4 protein-coding genes are annotated in these 5,443 nt (G+C 64.3%); 3 read left to right on the top strand and 1 reads right to left on the bottom strand.

Annotated features, from left to right (window positions below):
- Nucleotides 1-718, top strand: a 718-nt coding sequence (locus AC1DT2_RS14995) for a CoA transferase (RefSeq protein WP_477297168.1), incomplete at its 5' end; no start/stop codon positions are given.
- Between the two features lie 72 nt (nucleotides 719-790).
- Here AC1DT2_RS14995 and AC1DT2_RS14990 read toward each other — a convergent pair.
- Nucleotides 791-3,433 (bottom strand): excinuclease ABC subunit UvrA, encoded by a 2,643-nt coding sequence (locus tag AC1DT2_RS14990; protein WP_477297167.1) that lies wholly within the window; start codon nucleotides 3,431-3,433, stop codon nucleotides 791-793.
- Between the two features lie 137 nt (nucleotides 3,434-3,570).
- Here AC1DT2_RS14990 and AC1DT2_RS14985 point away from each other — a divergent pair, with 137 nt between their 5' ends.
- Together AC1DT2_RS14985 and AC1DT2_RS14980 are read left to right on the top strand one after the other, a co-directional pair.
- Nucleotides 3,571-4,833: a phospholipase D-like domain-containing protein gene (locus tag AC1DT2_RS14985; protein ID WP_477297166.1), complete on the top strand. Its 1,263-nt coding sequence runs from the start codon at nucleotides 3,571-3,573 to the stop codon at nucleotides 4,831-4,833.
- Nucleotides 4,834-4,905: 72 nt separating this feature from the next.
- Nucleotides 4,906-5,430: a ZrgA family zinc uptake protein gene (locus AC1DT2_RS14980; protein WP_477297164.1), complete on the top strand. Its 525-nt coding sequence runs from the start codon at nucleotides 4,906-4,908 to the stop codon at nucleotides 5,428-5,430.
- Nucleotides 5,431-5,443 lie beyond the last annotated feature (13 nt).

Below are 5,443 nucleotides of genomic sequence, written 5' to 3'. Positions count from 1 at the left end.
GGCCGGCTACGACCAGGTGCTGCAGACCATGACCGGCATGTCGACCCTGCAGGGCAAGCGCGGTGGCCCTCCGGAAGTGATTTTTGGCTCCGTGGTCGACTATTACGCCGCCGCTCTGCTTGCCGCCGGTGTTTCGTCGGCGCTCTACGAGCGCGAGCGCAGCGGCATGGGCCAGTACGTGGGTGTGTCCCTGTTGCGCAGTGCGTTGACGATGCAGTCGGCGCGGATGATCTGGGCCGAAGGTGAGTCGCTGGATATTGGCCGCGACATGCGCTCGGGCGGCGTTACCGGCATTCATCCGACGCGCGAAGGCTACATTTACATCTCGGCCAATACACCGCATTTCTGGAAAGCCCTGTGCGAGCGCACGGAGCTGCATGCGCTCTACAACGACCCGCGCTTCGACACCGTGCGCAAGCGCGCCGAGCATCATGAGGAAATCGTGCCGAAGCTGCATGCCGCACTCGCCTCGCGCACGGCGCTCGAGTGGGAAGTTCTCTTCGGCGACGCCGTACCCAGCGCCGCCGCACGCCGGATCGAAGACATGTTCGATCACCCGCAGGTGACCGCCGAAGGCCTCGTCGCCACGTTCGACCACCCCGTGGTCGGCCAGTATCGCGGCGTCAACCACCCAATCCACTTCGGCCGGACGCCTGCGCCAGAACCCTTCGCCGCACCCACGCTCAACCAGCACGAGTCACTGCTGGAAAAAATGTAGGAGCGTATTCATCGGTGGTCCCGCGGCAGCGGGCCCGGTTGCCGCAAGCACCCATCGCCGATGAATCGGCTCCTACAAGGACAGGAGCGCGGCGAGGTAGGGGGCGGTGCGGCTTTCCTTTGATCGGGCGACATCGCGTGGGGCGCCGCTGGCGACAATCCGGCCGCCCTTATTGCCGGCGCCGGGGCCGACGTCGATCACCCAGTCGCTGCCTGCCACCACGCGCATCTCGTGCTCGACGACGATAACGGTATTGCCCGCCTCGACAAGGCCCTGCAGTTGCGCGACGAGTTTGTCGACATCTGACGGATGCAGGCCGGTCGTGGGTTCATCCAGGACATAGACACTGCTGCCGCGCTGGGCACGTTGCAGCTCGGTCGCCAGCTTGATGCGCTGGGCTTCGCCGCCAGAGAGCTCGGTCGCCGGCTGACCCAGACGGAGATACCCCAGACCGATGTCGCGCAGGATAAGCAGTGACTTCAGTACATTGGCTTCGTCGGCAAAGAACGCGCAGGCCTCATCCACCGTCATGCCGAGCACCTGGGCGATATTCCTCTCGTTCCACTGGATGGCCAGCGTCTGCTCGTTGTAGCGCGCCCCGTGGCATGTGGGGCAGGGCGCATAGACGCTGGGCATGAACAGCAGCTCGACGCTGACGAAGCCTTCGCCCTCGCAGGTTTCACAACGTCCCTTGGCAACGTTGAAGGAGAAGCGCCCCGCGTCGTAGCGTTTCGACTTTGCCGCCTTCGTCGACGCGAACAGCTTGCGCACGTGGTCGAACAACCCCGTATAGGTCGCAAGGTTCGAGCGCGGCGTGCGTCCGATCGGCTTCTGGTCGACCTGGACGAGACGCGTGATGGCTTCCGCGCCCGAGTGGATATGGCCGGTCGTCTTCGTGATGACGCTCGGTTCCAGGTCGTCGCTCTCGTCCTCGACGACGCGCGGCTCGTGGCCAAGGTGCTCACCGAGCAGTTCCACGAGCGCCTGGCTGACCAGGCTCGATTTGCCAGAGCCGGAAATGCCCGTCACCGAAGTGAATACACCGAGCGGGAAATGTGCGGTCAGCCGATGAAGATTATTCCGTGTGACGTTGCGCAGTTCGAGCCAGCCAGTCGGCTCCCGAACCGTGCGTCGTGCGACTTCGGCGCTGCCGAAGAGGTAGCGCGCGGTATGCGAAGCCGGCACATCYGCCAGTCCGGCTGGCGGCCCGCTGTAGAGAATCTCGCCGCCGCGTTCGCCCGCATCCGGACCTACGTCCACCAGCCAGTCGGCGCGGCGCATCATGTCGAGGTCGTGTTCGACGACGAAGATCGAGTTTCCTGATGCCTTCAGTTGCCCCAGTGCATGGAACAACGCTTCGCCATCGGCTGGGTGAAGTCCTGCCGATGGCTCATCGAGCACATACACCACACCGAACAGGTTGCTGCGTATCTGCGTAGCAAGGCGAAGGCGCTGAAGTTCGCCCGGGGAAAGGCTGGGGCTGCTGCGGTCCATCGACAGATAGCCCAGTCCGAGCGACTGCAGCGTGCCGATGCGTGCGACCAGATCCTGGGAAATGCGCTGCGCGGCGATACGTTTTTCCTCCGAGAGGTTTGGCGTGCGCCGCACGTCCGAGGAACCTTCGTGTCCCAGACCACCGGCGGCCACCCGACGTGCGATATCGCGCTTGCCTGCGGCGCGGCTCTGCGTCGTCCTGCCGCCCGGGACGAGTTCGTCGAAACGACCCTCGGCCGCCGGACGGAGTGTGTCTGCCAACTGGTCGAATGACAGGGCGGACAAGCTGCCGATATCGACACCGGCGAACGTGACCGACAGGGCCTCGCGTTTCAGGCGCTTGCCATCGCACACAGGACACAGGCTGCCGATCATAAAGCGGGAGACCCGCTTCTTCATCAAGGGGCTTTGCGTTGTGGCGAAGGTGTGCAGCACATATCGGCGCGCACCCATATAGGTACCCATGTAACTGGGCTCCGTCTTGCGCTTCAGGGCGGCCCGGGTTTCGGCGGGCGTGAAGCCCGCATACACCGGAGCGACCGGCTGCTCCTCGGTGAACAGGATCCAGTCGCGCTGTTTTTTTGGCAGGTCGCGCCAGGGGATGTCCACGTCGTAGCCCAGGGTGACGAGGATGTCGCGCAGGTTCTGCCCATGCCATGCCGGCGGCCACGATGCGATGGCGCGTTCGCGAATGGTGAGCGAGGGATCAGGCACCATCGTCTGCTCGGTGACCTCGTACACCTTGCCCAGGCCATGGCAGTTCGGGCATGCGCCCTGGGGGGTGTTCGGCGAGAAGTCCTCGGCGAAGAGCATCGGTTGCCTGGCTGGATAGCTGCCGGCGCGCGAGTACAGCATGCGCACCAGGCTGGAGAGCGTGGTGACGCTGCCTACCGACGAGCGGGTCCCGGGCGTGCCGCGTTGCTGCTGGAGCGCCACCGCCGGCGGCAGGCCTTCGATCTCGTCCACGTCGGGTACGCCGACCTGGTCGATCAGCCGGCGCGCATACGGCGCCACGGATTCGAAGTAGCGCCGCTGCGCTTCCGCGTAAAGGGTGCCGAAGGCCAGCGAGGACTTTCCCGATCCGGAAACGCCCGAGAAAACCACCAGCGCATCGCGTGGAACGGCCACGTCGATATTCTTCAGATTGTGTTCGCGCGCGCCGCAGACACGGACGAAGCCGTTACCGTGGACGGAGTCGGTGGGGGTAGGGCGCTTTTTCATGGCGTAGATTATCGTCCGAAGCGGTGGAGATGCCGTGCATCGGGGTGTCAGTGGCTGCTCCGTCGTCGTGGCGATTGACGAACGAATTCGGTAATAAAGGAGTGTTACGTTGTAACAATCTCTGACAGGAATACCCCATGCGTCCTTCCCTTCGCCTTGCTGCATTAGTTGCTGTGGTGGCTACCGCCTTGTCCGCCGGCGCACTGCAAGCCCGGGACAGGGCACTCCCTGCTGACTTCGAGATCGTCGAGAGCGTGCCCGATGCCTCGATCTACGGTGAAAGCGGCGTGCGTCGCACGCAGACGGTGTGGCTGGAAATGATTCATGGTGCAACCACCCGCATCGACATCGCGGCCTTCTACATCGCCGACAAACCGGGTGGCCCACTGGCGCCGGTTCTCGACGCACTGGTCGAGCGTGCCCGCGCAGGCGTCAAGGTACGCATCCTGGTCGACCAGACGTTCCTCGCGGACAACCATGAAAGCGTCGACCGTTTCCGTGCCTTGCCCGGCTTCGAGATTCGCGTGCTGCCGGTCAAGACGCTGACGGGCGGCGTGTTGCACGCCAAGTACATGGTGGTCGACAACGCAGACGTCTTCGTCGGGAGCCAGAACTGGGACTGGCGCGCCTTGAACGAGATCCATGAAATAGGGGCTCGCCTACGCAACCGGCGCTTCGCCCAGACGTTCGGTGCCACGTTCGATTTCGACTGGCAACTGGCTGGAAGCCCGGCCTCGCCGACTTCGGGGAAACACGCCGCGGCGGCGCTCGCGTTCGCCCCGGTCACGGCGACCGATCCGGAGATCCTGGGCGCGCCTGGCGAAGGCAACGTGGTTTCCTATCCGGCGTTCAGTCCCACCTCGTTGATGCCGGACTGGGTCACGGCCGAGGAGCCTGCACTGGTCGATCTCATCAACAGTTCGCAGCACATCGTCCGCGTGCAGGTCATGACGCTCTCGGCGCTGCGCGGCTATGGCGAGAAGGGATGGTGGATACCGGTCGACGCGGCATTGCGTGATGCCGCGGCGCGCGGGGTGGACGTCCGGATCATCGTGGCCGACTGGGCACTTCACGAACCCATGCAGGGCTACCTCAAGAGCCTCAGCCTGATGCCGAACATCACGGTCAAGTTCAGTCGCGTTCCGCCGTCACCGACGGGCTTCATTCCCTATGCGCGTGTCGAACACGCGAAGTACGCGGTGGTCGACGATCGCGGCGTCTACATCGGGACAGGAAACTGGGAGTCGAGTTACTTCCATACGTCGGTAGACGCATCGGTCTTCATGCGGGGAGCGGGTCCCGCGGCGACACTGACACGCATCTTCGAGCGTGACTGGTCGGGCCCGTACGTCACGACCGTGGAGGCTGGCAAGACCTACGTCGAGGCGACTACGCACTGACGATGGAGGGACTAGCGCGCTGCCGAGGTTCTCGTGTACGTTATGTTATAACATACACGAGTCGGCCCGCACATGAAATTACGAACAGCCCCGTTTCTGGTCGTCCTGGCCCTCGCGGCAGGGCGCTTACCGGCCGAAGAGCGCCACCTGGGTCCTCATGTCCATGGCCAGGCGACGCTCCAGGTGTCAGCGGACGGACCGGCGTTGGTGGTCGCCCTGAGCATTCCTGGTCACGACGCCGTGGGCTTCGAGCATCCACCGGCCACCACTGAACAGGCGCAAGCGCTCGCCAAGGCCAGGGAAACGCTGCGGGTAGGCAAATGGCTCGTGCCTGCCGGCGGGGCCAACTGCACGGCGCCCCCCGCGAAGGTCGTCGCCGACGGCTTCGACGTTAATGCCACGCCCGGCGGACACGCTGATTTCGACGTGACCTATGAGTTCACGTGTGCGGCTCCCGAAAAACTCGATGCCGTCGAAGTCGGCCTGTTCGCCGCCTTCCCCGCGTTGCAGCGTGTGGTCGTCGACATCGTGACGGCCAATGGCGCGACGCAGCAGGTGCTCGACAGGCCCATGACGCATGTGACTTTGTCCCCATGATTCCCTATGGCGA

Source organism: Luteibacter sp. P4_E6, from assembly GCF_056401535.1.
Note: the sequence above shows the minus strand (reverse complement) of the source record. Positions and strands in the feature narration are given on the sequence as shown.

Excerpts from the sequence above, each read along its gene's own strand:
- AC1DT2_RS14985 (WP_477297166.1), top strand. The coding sequence starts at position 3,571 with ATGCGTCCTTCCCTTCGCCTTGCTGCATTAGTTGCTGTGGTGGCTACC.
- AC1DT2_RS14980 (WP_477297164.1), top strand. The coding sequence starts at position 4,906 with ATGAAATTACGAACAGCCCCGTTTCTGGTCGTCCTGGCCCTCGCGGCA.